This window comes from Pectobacterium actinidiae (assembly GCF_000803315.1).
In the GTDB taxonomy this organism is placed as follows: domain Bacteria; phylum Pseudomonadota; class Gammaproteobacteria; order Enterobacterales; family Enterobacteriaceae; genus Pectobacterium; species Pectobacterium actinidiae.
In genome coordinates this window covers 3,355,965-3,373,852 of record NZ_JRMH01000001.1, presented here as the reverse complement: position 1 = coordinate 3,373,852, position 17,888 = coordinate 3,355,965, and the positions used below count along the sequence as shown (strand labels likewise).

14 protein-coding genes are annotated in these 17,888 nt (G+C 54.6%); 8 read left to right on the top strand and 6 right to left on the bottom strand.

Features of this window, described 5'->3' with window-relative positions:
• The first annotated feature begins 50 nt into the window (after positions 1–50).
• The 4 genes from mrcB to fhuB all read left to right on the top strand — a co-directional run bounded on the left by mrcB (position 51) and on the right by fhuB (position 6,956).
• Positions 51–2,531, top strand: a complete 2,481-nt coding sequence (gene mrcB / locus KKH3_RS14470; RefSeq protein ID WP_039360867.1) for a bifunctional glycosyl transferase/transpeptidase — start codon at positions 51–53, stop codon at positions 2,529–2,531.
• Positions 2,532–3,204: 673 nt separating this feature from the next.
• Entirely contained in the window at positions 3,205–4,002 is a 798-nt protein-coding gene (fhuC, locus tag KKH3_RS14465) for a Fe3+-hydroxamate ABC transporter ATP-binding protein FhuC (RefSeq protein WP_039360858.1), read from the top strand.
• A 16-nt stretch (positions 4,003–4,018) separates the two neighbouring features.
• Entirely contained in the window at positions 4,019–4,945 is a 927-nt protein-coding gene (gene fhuD / locus KKH3_RS14460; RefSeq protein WP_039360857.1) for a Fe(3+)-hydroxamate ABC transporter substrate-binding protein FhuD, read from the top strand.
• Positions 4,938–6,956, top strand: coding sequence for a Fe(3+)-hydroxamate ABC transporter permease FhuB (gene fhuB, locus KKH3_RS14455; RefSeq protein WP_052201347.1), 2,019 nt, complete (start codon positions 4,938–4,940; stop codon positions 6,954–6,956). Before fhuD ends, fhuB begins: the two co-directional genes overlap by 8 nt.
• Before the next feature lie 41 nt (positions 6,957–6,997).
• Here fhuB and KKH3_RS14450 read toward each other — a convergent pair whose 3' ends face one another.
• Positions 6,998–7,588: a LysE family translocator gene (locus KKH3_RS14450; RefSeq protein WP_039360856.1), complete on the bottom strand. Its 591-nt coding sequence runs from the start codon at positions 7,586–7,588 to the stop codon at positions 6,998–7,000.
• A 136-nt stretch (positions 7,589–7,724) separates the two neighbouring features.
• Between KKH3_RS14450 and KKH3_RS14445 the strand changes: the two genes are divergently transcribed.
• Positions 7,725–9,185 carry an aminotransferase-like domain-containing protein gene (locus tag KKH3_RS14445; protein WP_039360853.1) on the top strand — a complete coding sequence of 487 codons (1,461 nt, stop codon included), beginning with the start codon at positions 7,725–7,727 and terminating at the stop codon, positions 9,183–9,185.
• 14 nt (positions 9,186–9,199) lie between these two features.
• Here the strand turns inward: KKH3_RS14445 and KKH3_RS14440 are convergent, their stop codons facing one another.
• A complete protein-coding gene (locus KKH3_RS14440) occupies positions 9,200–9,823 on the bottom strand; it encodes a glutathione S-transferase family protein (RefSeq protein ID WP_039360850.1) in 624 nt (207 codons plus the stop codon).
• A gap of 185 nt (positions 9,824–10,008) precedes the next feature.
• Positions 10,009–11,289, bottom strand: a complete 1,281-nt coding sequence (hemL, locus tag KKH3_RS14435) for a glutamate-1-semialdehyde 2,1-aminomutase (RefSeq protein WP_039360846.1) — start codon at positions 11,287–11,289, stop codon at positions 10,009–10,011.
• Between the two features lie 401 nt (positions 11,290–11,690).
• Here hemL and erpA point away from each other — a divergent pair, with 401 nt between their 5' ends.
• Positions 11,691–12,038 (top strand): iron-sulfur cluster insertion protein ErpA, encoded by a 348-nt coding sequence (erpA, locus tag KKH3_RS14430; RefSeq protein WP_005969047.1) that lies wholly within the window; start codon positions 11,691–11,693, stop codon positions 12,036–12,038.
• Positions 12,039–12,368: 330 nt separating this feature from the next.
• Here erpA and KKH3_RS14425 read toward each other — a convergent pair whose 3' ends face one another.
• The 3 genes from KKH3_RS14425 to mtnN all read right to left on the bottom strand — a co-directional run bounded on the left by KKH3_RS14425 (position 12,369) and on the right by mtnN (position 14,409).
• Positions 12,369–12,647, bottom strand: coding sequence for a hypothetical protein (locus tag KKH3_RS14425; protein ID WP_039360845.1), 279 nt, complete (start codon positions 12,645–12,647; stop codon positions 12,369–12,371).
• Between the two features lie 230 nt (positions 12,648–12,877).
• Positions 12,878–13,708 carry a vitamin B12 ABC transporter substrate-binding protein BtuF gene (btuF, locus tag KKH3_RS14420; protein ID WP_039360844.1) on the bottom strand — a complete coding sequence of 277 codons (831 nt, stop codon included), beginning with the start codon at positions 13,706–13,708 and terminating at the stop codon, positions 12,878–12,880.
• A 2-nt stretch (positions 13,709–13,710) separates the two neighbouring features.
• A complete protein-coding gene (mtnN, locus tag KKH3_RS14415) occupies positions 13,711–14,409 on the bottom strand; it encodes a 5'-methylthioadenosine/S-adenosylhomocysteine nucleosidase (protein ID WP_039360841.1) in 699 nt (232 codons plus the stop codon).
• A gap of 245 nt (positions 14,410–14,654) precedes the next feature.
• Between mtnN and dgt the strand changes: the two genes are divergently transcribed.
• Both dgt and degP read left to right on the top strand, forming a co-directional pair.
• On the top strand, positions 14,655–16,166 hold the full coding sequence (gene dgt / locus KKH3_RS14410; protein WP_039360840.1) for a dGTPase: 1,512 nt from the start codon (positions 14,655–14,657) through the stop codon (positions 16,164–16,166).
• 189 nt (positions 16,167–16,355) lie between these two features.
• A complete protein-coding gene (gene degP, locus KKH3_RS14405) occupies positions 16,356–17,795 on the top strand; it encodes a serine endoprotease DegP (protein WP_039360839.1) in 1,440 nt (479 codons plus the stop codon).
• Positions 17,796–17,888 lie beyond the last annotated feature (93 nt).

Sequence of the window (17,888 nt, the reverse complement as noted above, 5' to 3'; positions counted from 1 at the left end):
TTGAGCGCAGAGCAGATAGCCGTGAACAACCTGATGGAGAAGTTATTGTAATGTCTCGGGATGACCGCGAACCTATCGGACGCAAAGGGAAAGCGCCAAAACGTAAGCCTGAACGCAAGCAGGCCATACGACGTCGCAGGGATGACGACTATGATGATGAAGATTATGACGATTATCAGGACGACTATGACGACGATGATTATGACGACGGCGATGACACCATGACGCGTAAATCGCAAAGAAGACGCCGCTGGCTGGGGCTGGCGATCAAGCTGTTCCTGATCTTTGCTGTGGCGATGGCGATCTATGGCGTGTACCTCGACAGCCAGATCCGTAGCCGTATTGAAGGCAAAGTCTGGCAGTTGCCTGCCGCTGTCTATGGCCGCATGGTCAACCTTGAGCCGGGCATGGCCTATAGCCAGAAAGAGATGATCAGTCTGCTGGAAGGCATGCAATATCGTCAGGTGAGCCGTATTACCCGCCCAGGTGAATTCAGCGTGCGTGGCAACAGCATCGATATGCTGCGCCGTCCGTTTGACTTCCCTGATGGAAAAGAAGGACAGATTCAGGCGCGCCTGACGTTTGCCAACGATCGCCTGTCAAAGATCCAGAATCTGGACAACCAGCGTAATTTTGGCTTTTTCCGTCTCGATCCGAAACTGATCACCATGATGCAGTCGCCGAATGGCGAACAGCGTTTGTTCGTGCCGCGTACCGGCTTCCCCGATCTGCTGGTTGATACGCTGGTCGCGACCGAAGACCGTCATTTTTATGAACACGATGGTATCAGCCTGTATTCCATTGGCCGTGCGTTCTTAGCGAATATCACGGCGGGGCGCGCGGTACAGGGCGGCAGTACGCTCACACAGCAGTTGGTTAAGAACCTATTCCTAACTAACGAACGTTCGCTGTGGCGTAAAGCTAACGAAGCCTATATGGCGCTGATCATGGATTATCGCTACAGCAAGGATCGTATCCTTGAGCTGTATCTGAATGAAGTGTATCTCGGTCAGAGTGGTAACGATCAGATCCGCGGTTTCCCGCTTGCCAGCCTGTATTACTTTGGTCGTCCGGTGAATGAACTGAGCCTCGATCAGCAGGCGCTGCTGGTGGGCATGGTGAAAGGGGCATCGCTGTATAACCCGTGGCGTAACCCACAGATTACGTTAGAGCGACGCAATCTGGTGCTGCGTTTGTTACAGAATCAGCAGGTTATCGATGCTGACCTGTACAACATGCTGAGTGCGCGTCCGTTAGGCGTACAGCCAAAAGGCGGCGTAATCAGTCCTCAACCTGCGTTTATGCAGATGGTGCGTCAGGAACTGCAACAGCGGCTTGGCGACAAGGTTAACGATCTTTCCGGCGTGAAGATCTTTACCACGCTCGATCCAGTCTCGCAGGATGCGGCGGAAAAAGCGGTGGAAGTCGGGGTTCCGGCACTGCGCGCAGGCCGTAACGTCAGCGATCTGGAAGCGGCGATGGTGATTGTCGATCGCTTCAGCGGCGAAGTTCGTGCGATGGTCGGTGGTTCTCAAACGCAGTACGCCGGGTTTAACCGTGCGTTACAGGCACGTCGTCCCGTTGGGTCGTTGGCGAAGCCGCCGACTTACCTGACGGCGCTGAGCCAGCCGGACACCTACCGTCTGAATACCCTGCTGGCGGATGAGCCGCTGTCTATCAAACAGTCTAACGGGCAATTGTGGCAGCCGAAGAACTACGATCGCGAGTTCCGTGGCCGCGTTATGCTGGTTGATGCGTTGGCGAACTCATTGAACGTGCCGACCGTCAATCTGGGGATGGCTGTGGGGCTGAATCAGATCACGGAAACGTTGAAGCGTTTAGGGATCCCCGAAAATGTGATCCAGCCTGTACCGGCGATGCTGCTGGGGGCGATCAGTCTGACGCCGATGGAAGTCGCGCAGGAGTACCAGACGATCGCCAGCGGCGGCAATCGCGCGCCGTTGTCCTCTCTGCGTTCGGTGATTGCGGAAGATGGCACGGTGCTGTATCAGAGCTTCCCGCAGGCAGAACGCGCGGTTCCGGCGCAGGCAGCCTATCTGACGCTATATGGTATGCAACAGGTTGTCGAGCGTGGTACGTCGCGTTCGCTGGCGGTGAAATTCCCGAATTATCATCTGGCAGCGAAAACCGGTACGACTAACGACCTGCGTGACAGCTGGTTTGCCGGGATCGACGGTAAAGAAGTGGCGATTAGCTGGGTAGGGCGCGATAACAACGGCCCGGCCAAACTGACTGGGGCGAACGGTGCGCTGACGATTTATCGTCGCTATCTGGAGAACCAAACGCCGCTGCCATTGATGCTGACGCCGCCGGAAGGCATTACGACCATGACGGTGGATACCAGCGGTAACTTTGTCTGCAACGGCAGCAGCGCTGGGCGTGTATTGCCTGTCTGGACGGATAACCCGCAGGCACTGTGCCAGGCTAGCCAGCCGCAGCCTTCCGCGCAGCAGGAGCAGCAAAACGGCGAAGGCGTCGCTGACTGGATCAAAGAAATGTTTGGTCAATAAATGCTTATCACTACCCCGGTTAATCTATTGTCTCTTATAGACAAAGACAGGGGTATAGCGGGTTTTGCCGTTACCCGGCGTAAAAAATTATGCTGAGGAGATAGCAGGCTTAGGATGAGCCGCATGGACGCGGCGAAAGCTTGCGCCACGTCGGACAAAAACGTCAAAGACGTTTTTGAACAGCACTTGTGCTGGCCCGAAGGGTGAGCCCCATTTATGGGGCGAGTAAACGTGTCGCAAGCGGTCCTCTAAGTCTGATACCGACGAAGGCACCGCTTTAGCGGCATAATTTCCGCCAAAAGCAGGGGTTCATAGGGGGCTGGCGTAGCCCCCTATGTCGGGCGCGTGCTACGAGGTAGCATGAAAATGACGGTATTATCGCGCACGAAACCGCTTCCACAGTGGCATAAAAATGTGACCAACAGGCTGAGTTAATCTGGGGGCATTTGTTGCCCCCTGCTATTTTGGGACGATCCCCACGTCCTGCCTGATACCGTTTTTCCTGCTCCATCACTCTAACGCAGACAGGTAAAAGTCTTGCGATTGGCATTCCGTTGCGCCTATCATGCTGCCTTTATCGTAATCATTATCGTTCTCTTTTAGATTGACGATTGCGGGAATAGTGAATTCTGCTCACCCCTTTCCTTCGGTGACATTAAAAAACAAAAGCGCTATGCAAAATCAAACTGTACTGCCTGACATCACCTTCAGACTGGACGACGTCAGCTTTTCCGTCGCCGGGCGCACGCTGCTACATCCGTTATCTATCACGTTTCCCGTGGGGAAAGTGTGTGGGCTGATCGGGCACAATGGCTCGGGCAAGTCGACATTGCTGAAAATTCTGGGTCGCCATCAGCCCGCCAGCAGCGGAACTGCATTGCTGGGGGAACAGGCGACCGGAAGCTGGGACAGCAAATTGTTTGCCCGTCAGGTTGCCTATTTACCGCAGCAGCTTCCCGCTGCCGAAGGGATGACCGTGCGTGAGTTGGTTGCGGTGGGGCGCTACCCGTGGCATGGCGCACTGGGCCGTTTCGGTAGTGCCGATCGGGAAAAGGTCGAAGAAGCCATCACGCTGGTGGGATTAAAGCCGTTTGCTAACCGTCTGGTGGATAGCCTGTCCGGCGGTGAGCGGCAGCGCGCCTGGCTGGCGATGACGGTGGCACAGGATAGCCGCTGCCTGCTGCTGGATGAACCGACCTCCGCACTGGATATCGCGCATCAGGTTGAGGTTTTGGCGCTGATTCAGCGCATGAGTCGTGAGCGCGGCATCACCGTCATTGCAGTGTTGCATGATATCAACATGGCTGCCCGCTACTGCGATCATCTGGTGGCGTTGCGCGGTGGTAACATGATTGCGCAGGGTGAGCCTGTCGCGCTGATGCAAGGGGACGTGCTGGAAAACATCTACGGCATTCCTATGGGCATTCTGCCTCATCCGGCGGGTGGCGCGCCGGTCAGCTTCGTTTGTTAACTCGGTTTTCCTGCTCATGATGCCTGAATTTTTTTCTTCTCCATGCCCTCCCGATCCGCTACGCCGTCGTTTGCTGACGGCGCTGCTGCTGTCGCCGCTGGTTTGCTCGGCGGTGAGCCGGGGAGCGACGGCCACATTCCCCGATTTGAAGCGTATTGTGGCGCTGGAGTGGTTGCCGGTTGAACTGCTTCTGGCGTTGGGCATCACGCCCTTCGCGATTGCGGATAAACATAACTACAACCTGTGGGTGAAAGAGCCCGCGCTGCCTGAGTCGGTGATTGATGTGGGGCTGCGTACCGAACCCAATTTGGAATTGCTGACGCAGATTCGTCCGTCCATGATTCTTTATTCTAAAGGCTATGGCCCGTCGGTTGCGAAAATGTCCCAAATTTCGCCGATGCTGGGTTTTGGCTTCAGCAGCGATCAGGGGAAACCGTTGACATCGGCACAGGCTTCGGTCGTGAAACTGGCTGATGCGTTAAATTTGAAAGAGGCTGGGGAACGGCACCTGACGGAGCTGGAGCAGTTTCTCCGGCAGGAGAGAATCACGCTTCAACCGTATACCGAACGGCCTCTGCTACTTATCACGCTGATAGACAGCCGCCATGTACTGGTGATTGGCAAGAACAGCCTGTTTCAGGAGGTGATGGATCACATCGGGATAGAAAATGCCTGGCGTGGTGAAACCAGTTTCTGGGGCAGTACGATTGTGGGCATTGAACGTCTGGCGGATATCGGGGATGCCAATGTGCTTTGCTTCGAGCACGGCGATAGCGCCACGATTGACCAGCTTGAAAATAATCCGCTTTGGCAGGCCATGCCGTTTGTGCGTCAACAGCGTTTGCAACGTGTGCCAGCCGTCTGGTTGTATGGTGGAACGCTCTCGGCGATGCGCTTCTGTCGCGTATTGAATCAGGCATTGGAGGCAAGAAAGCATGCCTAATTCTCTGTCTGCCGCGTACAAGCGTGCTGTGCACCCGCTGGTGCTTCCCGTTATTTTAGTCGGGTTTCTGTTATTCGTGATTCTGGGAATGGGCAGCTACAACTTGCAGCAGCAATTGCCGATATCACAATGGTTTCAGGGGCTGACGCAACCCGCCTTGAACAATGTGCCGCAGCTTTTGTTTCACTACAGCCTATTGCCGCGCATGGTGCTGGCGCTGCTGATTGGTGCGGGGCTGGGGCTGTGTGGCGTGCTATTTCAACAGGTCTTGCGTAATCCGCTGGCCGAGCCGTCAACGCTGGGGATTGCCACAGGGGCGCAGTTGGGAATCACCGTGGTAACGCTCTGGGCGCTGCCCGGTGGAGAATGGATCCAACAGGTCGCTGCGATGATCGGTGCGATCATGGTCGGTGCGCTGGTCTTTGGCGTCGCCTGGGGTAAGCGTTTATCGCCGGTAACGCTGATACTGGCGGGGCTGGTGCTCAGTTTCTACTGTAGTGCGGTCAATCAGTTGCTGGTGCTTTTCCATCATGAGCAACTTCAGGGCTTGTTCCTGTGGAGCAGCGGTGTGCTGAACCAGCAGGACTGGAGTAATGTGCAGTTTGTTTTCCCGCGTCTTCTGGTGTGCTTCTGTTTGGCGCTGCTTCTGATTCGTCCGTTAACCCTGCTGGGGCTGGATGATGGTGTGGCGCGTAATCTGGGGCTTGGGTTGTCGCTGGCGCGTCTGAGTGCGCTGGGGCTAGGGATTTTCCTGTGTGCTCAGTTAGTGAATGCGGCGGGTATTATCGGTTTTATCGGCCTGTTTGCGCCGCTGTTGGCGAAAATGCTGGGTGCACGGCGCTTGCTTCACCGCCTTTTATTAGCGCCACTGCTGGGGGCGCTGTTGCTCGGCGTCGCCGATCAGGGGGTTATCTGGCTGAGCCGCGTGTGGCTAGACGTCCCAACGGGCGCGGCAACGGCGCTGATTGGCGCGCCGCTGCTACTGTGGCTGCTGCCGCGCCTGCGTAATAGCAGTCAACCCGCATTGGTCGACAGTAATAGTACGCCGACGGCTGAACGCCGCCTGTGGGGAAAATGGCTGGCGCTTGGTATCCTACTGCTGGGAATGGTGGTGTTCGTGGCACTGATGTTGGGGAAAGATGCGGAAGGTTGGCAATGGGGCGGTGGAGATGTACTCGCGCAATTGCTCTCATGGCGCTGGCCTCGGGTTCTGGCGGCGTTAACTGCCGGGGTGATGCTGGCGGTGGCGGGAACGCTAATTCAGAAACTGACGGGTAACCCGATGGGCAGCCCTGAAGTGCTGGGGATTAGCTCCGGTGCCTCGTTTGGCGTGATTATCTTGCTGTTCTTCATTCCCGGCAATGCATTCGTATGGCTGCTTCCTGCGGGTAGTGCAGGTGCGGCATTGACGCTGCTGATCATGGTGATTATCGCCGGACGCGGCGGGTTCTCTACGCAACGCATGCTGTTGGCGGGGATCGCACTGAGTATGGCTTTCTCTACTGTGATTGCCTTGCTATTGGCCAGTGGCGATCCGCGTATGGGAACCGTGCTGACCTGGCTGTCGGGCTCAACCTATGCGGTCGAACCTGCCGACGCGATACGCACGGCGGTGATCGCCGTTCTGCTGTTGCTGATTGTCCCGCTGTGCCAGCGTTGGTTGCGTATTCTGCCGCTGGGGACGACGACGGCCAGATCGCTTGGCGTCGCTGTCACGCCAGTCCGTCTGCTGGTGTTGCTGCTGGCATCGGTGCTGACCGCGATGGCAACCCTGATGGTCGGGCCGATGAGCTTTGTAGGCTTAATGGCACCGCATATGGCGCGGATGTTGGGCTTTAGCCGCGTGTTACCGCAAATCGCCAGCTCGGCATTGATTGGTGGCGCACTGATGGTGACTGCTGACTGGTTTGGTAGGATGATCCTCTTTCCGGCGCAGATCCCGGCAGGTCTGCTGGCGACGTTTATCGGCGCGCCTTACTTTGTTTATCTGCTACGCAAGCAGGTGAGATAACGCGAGCGTCGGCGGGTAGATTAGCCCGCCGAATCGTGTGATTAACCCGCGACGTTGATGGCTTCGGCCAGCATCCAGAACGTGGTAAGCACCAGAGAAAGCGCCATGACGCCGTTGAAGGCTTTCAGTTTCCACGGCTCCTGAAGATGTTTACCGATACGATCGCCGAGCACGGCCCAAACGAGAATGCAGGGCAGATTGAGCGCCATAAAGGCGACCATCGTGGGGAAAATACCGTTGCTGGCGGTATACAGCAGCGCGATGTTGCTGGACATCAGCCAGGCTTTTGGGTTTACCGCCTGAAATAACGTCCCTTGCAGTACGGTCATCGGCTGTACTCGCCCTTGTAATTCCGGTGCTGATGAACGCACGATTTTCCACGATAGCCACAGCAGATAGACGCACCCCAGCACGGTAAGGGGCAGGCGGATCATGCTCAGCCAGCTCAGCAACAGCTCCAATGCCACGCCCATCAGCGCCGTTTGTAGTGCACAGCCAATTAAAATACCCATCAGCATTGGCAAGGTGCGACGCAGGCCAAAATTGACGCCTGATGTCGCCAGCAGCAGATTATTGGGCCCTGGCGTGATCGACATGACGGTGACGTAGCTGAAAAAAGAAGGGTCGAGCATGGTGTTATCCTGATGATGGGGTGAGAACACTATGGTAGGCAGAAAAAATAAATGGTTACAGATACACAAAATGATTATTGTAATGGGTACAAACTGCATTAATCGTTAACTGTACTCATTGGCTGGCGGGGGAACTGTGTCCATTATCGACTCACAAGAAAGTACGCTCTATCAACAGCTCGCGGAAACCTTCGCCACAGCCATTCATCAAGGGACGTTAGCGCCGGGAAGTCGCCTGCCTTCTATTCGTCGCGTCGCCGGATCGCATCAGGTAAGTGTGAACACGGTATTAAATGCCTGGCGTATTCTCGAAGATCGCGGGTTGATCGAAGCGCGGCCGCAGTCCGGCTATTTTGTGCGAGGGCGTCTGCCTTCGCTGACGGAGAGCAAGCCTCACCGTGCGCAGGTGATTGTGCCGGGCAGTGAGAAACTGGATCTGATTGATACCGTGTTCGCTGCCCAGACGCACCCGGATTACACCAACATTTCTCTGGCATGCCCACAGCATGCGGATTTCTACCCTACCGAAAAGATCAGCCGTATTGCCGCTTCTTTGCTGCGGCGGCAGCCTGAACTGATTGGTCGCTATGCGTTGCCGCCGGGCAGTGAGCGGCTGCGGCGTGAAGTGGCGCGGCGAGCGATGGACTTAGGCATGTCATTGACCCGCGAGGACATCACGATCACCCACGGCTGTATGGAAGCGCTACAGCTGGCGCTTCGCACGGTGACGCAGCCGGGCGACTGTGTGGGGTTGGAAACGCCAACCTATTTTTATCTCTTTCCTCTGCTTGCCAGTCTGGGATTGAAAACGGTGGAAATTCCTACCGATCCGCAACGCGGCCTCGCGCTGGATGCACTGGAACTGCTGCTGTCAGAGGGGCGGTTACAGGCGATTATCGCCATGCCGAACGCGCAGAATCCGTTAGGGTGCAGCATGACGCTGGCGGATAAAAAACGGCTGGCAAAGCTGGTGAACGATTATCAGGTACCGCTTATCGAGGATGGGTTATACAGCGAACTTCAGTTTACCTGGCCGCTGTCGCCGACGGTGAAAGCTTTCGACCGCGACGGCTGGGTGATTTACTGCTCCAGCTTCACGAAAACACTGGCACCTGATTTCCGCATCGGCTGGATGGCGTCAGGCCGTTTCCGCGCCAAAGTGGCACGGCTGAAAGCGGTATCGTCAATGGCGGAATCGGCGCTGCTATCGGAAACGCTGGCGCAGTTTCTGGAGTCTGGTGGTTACGATCACCATCTGCGCACGCTGCGTCGTCGCTATGCCGCGCAGATGGATGAGGCGCGCGGGCTGATTGCCCGGCATTTTCCGCAGGGGACGCGCGCGACGCAGCCGCAGGGCGGCTTTGTCTTTTGGCTGGAATTGCCGGGTAATGTCGATGGGGTGGAATTATTCCATCGCCTGCTGCAAGAGAAGATTTGCGTCACGCCCGGCGAGCTCTATACGCTGAGTGGTCGCTGTAAACACGCGCTTCGGCTATCGTGCTGCTACCCGTTTGATGAGCGCTACACGTATGCGCTCAAGCGCGCGGGTGCACTGGCGTGTGAGATGAGCGGTATCGGTCCGGGTAGCGCGGAGTAGTTTGATGAGTAGCTTTATGGTGTGCCGTTACGTCCCCAGGTCAGGTAGCCTGCGCGTGCACTTAACCGCTCATAGTAGGCGCGGACGGCGGGGTAGTCCGTGTGTTCCAGCGGCGTTTCATACCAACGGTTCACCGATAGCCCGATGGGAATATCGGCCAGCGTAAACGCGTTTCCTGTAACGTAGTGGCCGGTTCGCTCCAACTGCTGATTCAAAATACCCATGGTACGTGACCAAAGCGTGCAGGATGCTGCCAATAGCGTCGGATCCTGATGTGCGGGAGATTGGCGTACCAGCGACATAAAGGCGTAACGCCATGAGGGATTGAGCTCGTTAGCCTGCCAATCGATCCATTGGTCGATCGAAGCACGGCTACGCGGATCTTGTGGGTAGAGCGAGGCTCCATCTTTCGCGTTGGCGAGGTAACGCAAAATCGCGTTCGATTCCCACATGACGAAATCCTCGTCCTGAATAACCGGTATCATGGCATTAGGATTGAGCGCCAAAAACTCCGGTGATTGCGGTGATTTATAGCCTTCGCCCCAGTCTTCGCGGTGAAAGGCAATCGCCAACTCATCGCACAGCCACAGCACTTTCCGAACGTTGATCGACGACGTGCGCCCTAGAACCTTTAGCATGACCTCTCCACTATTTTCAGGAATATAAACCTACTCATAACCAATCTGAGACGACTTGTCATTCTCGAACGATCGTCTTGATGAAAAAAGTAGGGGGCGGAAGAGAGAGGGAGAATGAAGGCGGAAACGACAGAGGAAATAGCGACAACGTCAGGTGAGTGACGCTGTCGCCTATCAATTCGCTTTTACAGGCGTGAGAAGCAGAGCTGTGCGGCTTCGATGGTGCGATCGATGTCCTGTGGCGTGTGTGCCAACGACATAAAGCCCGCTTCAAACGCGGACGGCGCGAGGTAAATCCCTTCTTCCAGCATCATGTGGAAGAACAGCTTAAAGCGCTCGACGTCGCACTTCATCACATCCTGATAGCAGGTGACGCTCTCGGCATCCGTGAAGAACAGACCGAACATGCCGCCTGCCTGATTCACCACCAGCGGGATATTTTCGGCTTGCGCGGCAGCCAGCAGGCCGTCAGCCAGTTGATTGGTCAACGCGGTGAGCTTTTGGTGTACGCCGGGTTTCGCCACTTCGGTCAAACAGGCAAAGCCTGCGGCCATGGCAATCGGGTTGCCAGACAGCGTTCCCGCCTGATAAACCGGGCCGGTCGGTGCCAGCGCCTGCATTACTTCACGCTTACCGCCGAATGCGCCAACGGGCATGCCGCCGCCAATGATTTTCCCCAGACAGGTCAGATCCGGCACCACGCCGTAGTGCGACTGTGCACCTGCCAGCGCAACGCGGAAGCCGGTCATCACTTCATCGATGATGAACAGGGCACCAAACTCGTCGCACAGGGCGCGCAGGCCGGGAAGGAAATCTGGCAGTGGTGGAACGCAGTTCATATTGCCTGCGACAGGTTCAACAATGATTGCGGCGATTTCGTCAGGATATTGCTCAAATGCGGCGCGAACGGATGACAGATCGTTATAGACGCAGGTCAGCGTGTGGCGTGCGAAATCCGCTGGAACGCCGGGGGAGTTCGGTTGACCCAGTGTCAGCGCGCCGGAACCGGCTTTCACCAGCAGACAGTCGGCGTGGCCGTGATAGCAGCCTTCAAATTTGATGATTTTGTCGCGGCCCGTGTAACCACGCGCCAGTCGGATCGCGCTCATGGTCGCTTCCGTACCGGAGTTGACCATCCGCACCATATCCATGCTAGGCACCAGTGAGGTGACCAGACGCGCCATCTGCACTTCCATTTCTGTCGGCGCGCCAAAGCTCAGGCCACGTTCCGCTGCCGCGATTACCGCATCACGGATTGCCGGATGATTGTGACCCAGCACCATCGGACCCCACGACCCCACGTAATCAATGTACGCTTGCTCGTCAGCGTCGTAGAGATAAGCGCCGTCAGCCCGTTCGATGAACAGCGGGGTACCACCGACGCCGTTAAAAGCACGAACGGGTGAGTTCACTCCGCCGGGAATAAGTTGCTGTGCCGCAGCATACAGGCTTTCAGATTTGTTCATTACGCGGTCCTGACTGGTCTTGATCGTAAAATGTAGGGGTATTCTAATGAACTGACCGCCGTTATGAAATCGCTGTGCAGGTTTTCACTTGAAAACACACCGCATCATACCCACTGAGAGTACTGGCTGTGTGGTGTATAAGACGGCATAATGCGGTGATTATTTCAACAATTTACCCGTCATACTTCAAGTTGCATGTGCGTTGGCAATACTCGGCTCCTCTCTGAGCCTCGCCCTAGCGGGCCAACGCTTCGCATTGTTCAAAACGTCAACGTTTTGTCCTGAAACTCGAATTATTTAGGGTAGGGCTGTCAAATCTTGAACGTTTTCTCATCCTGCCGGATAATAAGCGTATGAATATGGGTCTATCACCTGATAAGCCCTGAGTTGGGAGTAAAAATATGAGCGATGATATAGCAGCACTGCCTCTGCAATTTACCGATGCGGCGGCAAGCAAGGTGAAAAACCTGATTGCTGATGAAGAAAACCCAGAGCTGAAACTGCGCGTATACATTACGGGCGGTGGCTGTAGCGGTTTCCAGTATGGTTTTACCTTTGATGATCAAATCAACGACGGCGATATGACCATTGAGAAACAAGGTGTGGCGCTGGTGGTTGATCCGATGAGCCTGCAATATCTGGTTGGCGGTGCGGTGGATTATACTGAAGGGCTGGAAGGTTCTCGTTTCATCGTGACGAATCCGAACGCGAAATCCACCTGCGGCTGTGGTTCTTCTTTCAGCGTCTGATCCTGCACTGCGGTTATTCACCGACTAAAAATATAAAAAACCGTGTCCTGGCAACAAGACACGGTTTTTTATATGCCCGTCATACTTCAAGCTGCTTGTGCGTTGGCTGCTCTTACTCACCCCAGTCACTTACCTGAGTAAGCTCCTGAGGATTCGCTCGGTTGCCGCGTTACAAGGCCATAAATGAGCCTGCCCTAAAGGGTCAACGCAGAGCGTTGTTCAAAACGCTAACGTTTTGTCACGCAACTCGAATTATTTAGGGCATAGTAAACAAGTAACTTGTCACAAGAAGCGTTAATTAAAAGAATACGCTTCGTGTTTTTACTGTGATTACCATTCAACCGTAATCAGACGCGTTTCCGTACCCTGTGCGGTTTTTGCCGCAGAAGTCGAAAATTTTGCCTGAGCGACAGGAATGCGTGACTCAGTAATTTTAGGTTGTGGTACAGAGGCTACGTTACATTTCATTTGATATTGACCGGATTGAGGCGTTACGCCGCATGCCGGTAGCATCGTCAATTGGGCATTAATTTGCCCACCGCTACTTCCTGCATAAGCAGTACCACAAGCCGCGATCAGCAGACCTGCGCAAAGCAACGCACTTTTCATGTTTATTTTACCTGGTGTTAAAGGAACCGATATCGGTTCAAAATTTTCAAACTTCGTATTGCTTTGGCTTTATTGCGAGTGGTAGCTGACACCTTTTATTGGTGTCTATGATTCCACCGTTACGTTCAGATTATCGGCAAATATTGGCGAAATAAAAGTCTGCTAGTGTTACAACTTGTATATTAATGAATCTATTGTTATCGGTATGATTTCACTATGTTAATTGGCTGTCATCTCGCTGACGAAGACGTAGGTTTTAATTCTGCTAATTGAGAACAGATCTGCTGGGCTGCCAATAGCAAACGAGGGCCGCTGCGGCTAAACCAGTCTTCGTTAACGGCAATCACCGGAACGGCTAGCTGTGGTTGCCAAAACGTCTGCACACTGGCAATGCTATCTGGCGTACCGCCGACAATAATGGCCTGTGGCTGCCGCCTTAACACTTGTTCACGACTGACCTGCGGCCAAGGCACTGTGCTGTCGCTAAAGACATTTTCGGCACCGCACAGTGAAACGATCTGGCTTTGCAGCGTCGCCTTCGAAGAGGTAAACAGCGGCTGAGTGCCGAATTGAATGAATACCCGTAATGGCGTGACGTTATGCCTATCGCCAGCGTGCTGGAGTTCGCCTATTTTCTGCTGAAAATCCTTTGCTGCTCGTTCGGCTTGCTCAGGATGACGGCTATAGGTCGCCAGCTGTCGCAATGACGCCGGGATATCGTCTAACGTCTTCGCATCCAGATACACGATGGGAATCGAGAAGTGGGCGAGCTGTTCCAGAGGACGCTGCGGGTTCCCCTCGCGCCAGGCCAGAATCAGATCGGGCTTGAGAGCGAGGATCCGCTCCAGGTTGATTCCCTGCCAGGAAGCAACCTGTTCCAGCTTTTCCGCTTCTGGCGGGTAATCTGACCAGGCGCTAACCGCAATCAACTGTTCGCCCATGCCTGCCGCATAGGCCATTTCCGTCGCGTGGGGGGCGAGACTGATAACACGCTGTGGAATGGCATAAGCGGCAGTGCAGAGCAGTAGCCCGGTCAGCCAGCAGAGGAACCTGAAGGTCACGATTAGCGTGCGGCCAGCTTGGCCAGAATCGCTTCAACCATCCGTGTGGATTGCTGTGCGGCAACGCTCAGGAACTCATCAAAACTCAGGTGTGATTCTTTATCGGCGACATCAGAGATGGCGCGCACCACGACAAACGGCACGGCGAACTGATGGCAGACATGTGCGATAGCCGTGGCTTCCATTTCTACGGCAATGGCCTTCGGGAACGTGGTGCGGATACGGGCTAACGGTTCTGCGCCGTTAATGAAGGCATCACCGCTGACAACCAGGCCGCGCACGGCGTTCAGCTGTAGCTCGGCAATTGCTTCCTGCGCCAGCGAGATGAGTTTTTCATCAGCAAGGAAAGCGGCAGGGCAGCCTGCCATCTGGCCAGGTTCATAGCCAAAGGCCGTGACGTCAGCATCGTGGTAGCGTACTTCATCGGAAACCACAATATCACCAACGTTCAATGTGGGTGCCAGTCCGCCAGCGGAACCGGTGTTAATCACGACGTCCGGCTTGCTGTGTTCCAGCAGTAGCGTGGTACCCAGCGCGGCGGAGACTTTACCGATACCAGATTTCAGCAGCGCGACGTCTACGCCGTTGATGTGTCCGGTGTAGATTTCGCAACCCGCACGCTGGAAGGTCTGACGGTTTTCAATCCGATCGCGCAGCAGTGTGACTTCTTGTTCCATCGCACCGATAATACCGACTTTCATAAGGTTCCCCGCAAATTCTGTTATAAATGGAAGGCGTGTCGCTAATGCTGGTCACTGAAGTCCCATTTTAGGGGAAACACAGGGGGAGGTTCCGCAGGGATGCCTCACCCCTGTGGTCGCACCGTGTATCTCGATCGTTAAATGACCAGCATTAGGTGTATATCGCGGATGTTAGTCTATCATGGCTAGCGGGATGAGATGGAGTGTCCATCATTGTGCTGTAGCGGGATGACATGGAGAACCGTATGTCTGATATCGATTTCGCCAAAAAAATGAGCTTTCAGCGACATTTCAGTCGGACTAAAACGGCTGATGATGGCTATGCGATTGTGCGCCAGTTTGAGAGCGACCGGGGTCGTATCATCAACTCTGCTGCCATCCGCCGTTTACAGCAAAAAACCCAGGTCTTTCCGCTAGAACGTAATGCGGCTGTCCGCTCCCGTCTGACTCATTCGATGGAAGTTCAGCAGGTTGGCCGCTATATCGCCAAAGAGATTCTGCACCGCTTGCAAGTCGATGGGCGGCTGGCATCGTTAGGTCTGGACGACAGACAAACGCCGTTTGAAAGTTTGGTCGAAATGGCGTGCCTGATGCATGACATCGGCAATCCGCCGTTTGGGCATTTTGGCGAATCTGCGATTAATCAATGGTTCAGAAAATTGCTGGATAGCCACTATCTGGACAGTGAGTCCCCGGAACGCGTCGATGACTGTAAAGTCCCTGTGCTGCGGATGCAGCAAGATGGACTGGACGAATTACGCGGGCAGATTCGGCAGGATCTGAGTCATTTTGAAGGCAACGCACAGGCGATCCGTCTGGTGCATACGTTGCTGAAGCTCAATCTTACCTACGGTCAGGTCGCTTGTATCCTGAAATATACCCGCCCGGCGTATTGGCACGGCGAGCTTCCGGCGGATTACCATTATTTGATGAAAAAGCCGGGTTACTATCTGGCAGAGGAAGCGTTTGTCGCCACGCTGCGTGAAGAACTGGATATGGGCGAATTTCATCGTCATCCGCTGAGCTACATTATGGAAGCGGCCGATGATGTATCTTACTGTATCGCGGATCTGGAAGATGCCGTCGAGAAAGAGATTCTCACGATCGAAGAGCTTTACGAGCGTCTGCGCGAGAACTGGGGCGAGGGGACAGAGAAAGACATTTTCGCTAAAACGATTGAACGTGCTTACAAAGAGCGTGAGCGCTTTCAATGGCGTAGCCACGACGATCAGTTCTTCATGAATCTCCGTGTTCATACCGTTGGGCAGATGGTGCCGCATGCCGCGCAGCGTTTTATTGACAACCTGCCGGAAGTCTATGCCGGATCGTTCAATCAGGCGTTGCTTGAGGACGACAGCCCGCAGAACCGCCTGTTAGGCATTTTCAAACGCGTCGCCTTAAAGCACGTTTTTAACCACCATGAAGTTGAACAGTTGGAGCTACAGGGCGACCGTGTGATTCGCGGCCTCCTGGATATTTATAGCCCGCTGCTCGACATGCCCTATCAGGATTTCAGTCAGCTTGTCCGCGACGATATGCACAGGCGCTATCCGATTGAAACGCGGCTTTACCACAAGCTATCCAGTAAACATTGTCTGGCCTATTGCGAAGCGGTCACTGGGTTGGAAGGGTTACCTGAATCCGAGCGGATCGTCCGTGAATATTATTATCGGGCACGTCTGATTCAGGATTACATCAGTGGTATGACCGATTTGTACGCCTACGACGAATACCGCAAGCTGATGGCGGCAGATTAGCGATGAACAGGCAGCAACGGAAATCGCGACTTTTGTAAAGCCGTTCAATATTTCCTTACGCTTCACGATCTTCCCCTTGGGAACCTTGTTGATCCATATTTATCTCATACAGCACGACCATTGAGTGTACCCGGTGTCGGGTACACGGGCCGTAAGACTCGCGTGTTGATTACTATGAGATAGCCTCCTATGAAAAGAAAATCACTGGTTTTGAGTGCGCTGGCGTTAAGTCTGGCGATGGCGATGGGTTCTACCACGGCAAATGCCGCAGAGTCAGCGGCGTCTGCCGCGTCATCGGGTCAATTACCCAGTTTGGCTCCTATGCTGGAAAAGGTCATGCCTTCTGTGGTGAGCATCTATGTAGAAGGGCATACCACCAATGCGGGAAAAGAAGGGATCCCACCGCAGCTTCAGCCGTTTTTTGGTGAAAACTCGCCTTTCTGTCAGGAGGGATCGCCGTTCCAGTCATCGCCGATGTGTCAGGGAGAAGGTGATGACGACGGTCAGCCACCGCAGCAGGAAAATTTCCAGGCGCTGGGTGCAGGCGTCGTGATTAATGCAGAGAAAGGCTATGTGGTGACCAACAGCCATGTGGTGGATAACGCTGATAAAATTCAGGTCCGACTCAGCGATGGTCGTAAGTATGACGGCAAAGTATTAGGCAAAGACACACGTTCAGATATCGCGCTGGTGCAGTTGAAAGATTTTAAAAATCTGACGGCGATTAAGATCGCGGATTCCGAGCAACTGCGGGTCGGTGATTATACGGTAGCGATTGGTAACCCGTATGGTTTAGGGGAAACGGCGACATCGGGCATTGTGTCTGCGTTGGGGCGTAGCGGGTTGAATATTGAAAACTACGAGAACTTTATTCAGACCGATGCGGCGATCAACCGGGGGAATTCCGGTGGGGCGCTGGTGAACCTGAATGGGGAACTGGTTGGGCTGAATACTGCGATTCTTGCTCCAGATGGTGGCAATATCGGGATTGGTTTTGCTATCCCCAGCAATATGGTGAAAAGCGTCGTTGCACAGATTGTCGAATTTGGCGAAGTGAAGCGCGGCGAGCTGGGTATCACCGGGACGGAGCTGAACTCCGAGCTGGCTCAGGCGATGAAAGTTGATGCACAGCGCGGTGCGTTTGTAAGCCAGGTGCGGCCGAAGTCGGCGGCAGATGAGGCGGGCATCAAAGCGGGCGATGTGATCGTCACGCTGAATGGTAAGGCGATCAGCAGCTTCTCTGCCCTGCGCGCGCAGGTTGGGTCGTTGCCGGTGGGCAGTAAAGTCGCGCTGGGGTTGCTGCGCGAGGGTAAACCGCTGACGGTTGAGGTGACGCTGCAACAGAGCAATCAGGCTCAGGTGGCCTCCGGTAATCTCTACTCTGGCATTGAAGGTGCCGAGCTGAGCAATACTCAGGTGGACGACAAAAAAGGCGTCAAGGTCGATAACGTTAAACCCGGTTCTGCGGCGGCTAAAATTGGCCTGAAGAAGGACGACATTATTCTTGGCGTTAACCAGCAGGCGATACAGAATATTGGCGAGTTGCGTAAAATTCTGGATAGCAAACCAGCCGTATTGGCTTTAAACGTGCGTCGCGGTGACAGCACGATTTATCTGCTGGCTCAGTAATCGAACGGTTCGGCGTGTAAGTTAATAATTACCTTTTAAGACAATTTGTTACGTTAGTCTTCTGGTCGGGCACGCGGGTGCCCGGCTACCTCT